Annotated in this window: 1 rRNA gene; it reads right to left on the bottom strand. The window is 49.2% G+C overall.

Going from position 1 to position 2,919, the window contains the following annotated elements:
• Positions 1-5 precede the first annotated feature (5 nt).
• Positions 6-2,917: ribosomal RNA gene (locus tag CLOBL_RS27390) — 23S ribosomal RNA — on the bottom strand.
• Between the last annotated feature and the right edge of the window lie 2 nt (positions 2,918-2,919).

Genomic DNA, 2,919 nt, shown 5'->3' with positions numbered 1-2,919 from the left:
TTATATTGGTCAAGCCCTCGACCTATTAGTATCAGTCAGCTAAATATGTTACCATACTTACACCTCTGACCTATCAACCTTGTAGTCTTCAAGGGGTCTTACTAGCTTATGCTATGGGAAATCTCATCTTGAGGTGGGCTTCACACTTAGATGCTTTCAGCGTTTATCCCTTCCCGACTTAGCTACCCAGCTATGCTTCTGGCGAAACAACTGGTACACCATAGGTCAGTCCATCCCGGTCCTCTCGTACTAAGGACAGCTCCTCTCAAATTTCCTACGCCCGCGACGGATAGGGACCGAACTGTCTCACGACGTTCTGAACCCAGCTCGCGTGCCGCTTTAATGGGCGAACAGCCCAACCCTTGGGACCTACTTCAGCCCCAGGATGCGACGAGCCGACATCGAGGTGCCAAACCTCCCCGTCGATGTGAACTCTTGGGGGAGATCAGCCTGTTATCCCCGAGGTAGCTTTTATCCGTTGAGCGATGGCCCTCCCACGAGGTACCACCGGATCACTAAGCCCGACTTTCGTCCCTGCTCCACTTGTAAGTGTCGCAGTCAGGCTCCCTTCTGCCTTTGCACTCTTCGAACGATTTCCGACCGTTCTGAGGGAACCTTTGGGCGCCTCCGTTACATTTTAGGAGGCGACCGCCCCAGTCAAACTGCCCACCTAACAATGTCCTGTCACCAGTTTCATGGCATCCAGTTAGAACTTCAATACTATCAGGGTGGTATCCCAACAACGACTCCTCCAAAGCTGACGCCCTGGTATCCCAGTCTCCCACCTATCCTGTACAGACAATACCGAAATTCAATGCTAAGCTACAGTAAAGCTCTACGGGGTCTTTCCGTCCAATCGCGGGTAGCGAGCATCTTCACTCGCACTACAACTTCGCCGGATTTGCAGTTGAGACAGTGCACAAGTCATTACGCCATTCGTGCGGGTCAGAACTTACCTGACAAGGAATTTCGCTACCTTAGGACCGTTATAGTTACGGCCGCCGTTTACTGGGGCTTAAGTTCATACCTTCGCGTTACCACTAAGTATTCCCCTTAACCTTCCAGCACCGGGCAGGCGTCAGCCCCTATACATCAGCTTTCGCTTTAGCAGAGACCTGTGTTTTTGTTAAACAGTTGCTTGTGCCTATTCTCTGCGACCTACGTTTCCGTAGGCACCCCTTATTCCGAAGTTACGGGGTCAATTTGCCTAGTTCCTTAACTGCAATTCTTCCGTCGGCCTTAGGATTCTCTCCTCATCTACCTGTGTCGGTTTGCGGTACGGGCACTACTTCTCTCTCTAGATGCTTTTCTTGGAAGCATGGAATCAGATACTTCGGTTCCGTGGAACCTTCCCCATCACGCCTCAGAATTGTTGGAACGGATTTGCCAATCCCAACTCCCTAAACGCTTAGACTAGCATCCAATAGCTAGCACATCCTATCCTTCTCCGTCACACCCTCGATATTAACGATGATAGTGGTATTGGAATATCAACCAATTGTCCATCGGCTACGCCTCTCGGCCTCGCCTTAGGTCCCGACTAACCCTGAGAAGACAAACTTTACTCAGGAAACCTTAGATATTCGGCCTGTAAGATTCTCACTTACATCTCGCTACTAATGCCAACATTCTCACTCGTAATCAGTCCACCGCTCCTTTCGGTACGACTTCAGCCCGATTACGACGCTCCTCTACCGCTCACGCAAAAGCGTGAACCCGTAGCTTCGGTGGTAAGTTTGAGCCCCGGACATTTTCGGCGCAGGATCTCTTGACTAGTGAGCTATTACGCACTCTTTTAATGAGTGGCTGCTTCTAAGCCAACATCCTAGTTGTCTTAGAAATCCCACATCCTTTTCCACTTAACTTACACTTTGGGACCTTAGCTGACGATCTGGGCTGTTTCCCTTTTGACCATGGAACTTATCTTTCACAGTCTGACTGCCGGACTGATAGTATATGGCATTCGGAGTTTGATAAGGTTCGGTAAGCGCTATGCCCCCTAGCCTATTCAGTGCTCTACCTCCACTACTCACATTTTCCGACGCTAGCCCTAAAGCTATTTCGAGGAGAACCAGCTATATCCGAGTTCGATTGGAATTTCTCCGCTATCCACAGCTCATCCCATGCTTTTTCAACAGCAACGTGGTTCGGTCCTCCACGAGGTTTTACCCTCGCTTCAACCTGGCCATGGATAGGTCACCCGGTTTCGGGTCTACAGCATGCAACTAGTCGCCCTATTAAGACTCGGTTTCCCTTCGGCTCCGTACCTTAAGTACTTAACCTCGCTACATACCGTAACTCGTTGGCTCGTTCTACAAAAAGCACATCATCACACACATAAGGTGCTTTGATCGGTTGTAGGCACATGGTTTCAGGTTCTATTTCACTCCCCTCCCGGGGTTCTTTTCACCTTTCCCTCACGGTACTGCTTCACTATCGGTCATCAGGTAGTATTTAGCCTTGGGAGGTGGTCCTCCCTGCTTCCCACAAGGTTTCACGTGTCTCGTGGTACTCTGGTGCAGAACTGCTCATTATAGTTTTCATTTACAGGACTATTACCTCCTACGGTCCAACTTTCCAGTTGTGTTCAATTAACTATAATTTCACGTTATGTTCTGTCCGCAACCCCAGAGATAAATCTCTGGTTTGGGCTCTTTCCTTTTCGCTCGCCGCTACTAAGAAAATCGATTTTTCTTTCTCTTCCTCCAGGTACTTAGATGTTTCAGTTCCCTGGGTTTACCTTCATAAAGCTATGTATTCACTTTATGATACATGGGGTTTCCCATGTGAGTTTCCTCATTCGGAAATCTTCGGATCTCTGACTATGTGCGTCTACCCGAAGCTTATCGCAGCTTATCGCGTCCTTCATCGGCTCCTGATGCCAAGGCATTCACCATGCGCCCTTTGTAGCTTGACCTT

Source organism: Clostridium sp. BL-8 (genome assembly GCF_002006495.1).
In the GTDB taxonomy this organism is placed as follows: Bacteria; Bacillota; Clostridia; order Clostridiales; family Clostridiaceae; genus Clostridium.
This window is presented reverse-complemented; position numbering and strand designations above follow the sequence as displayed.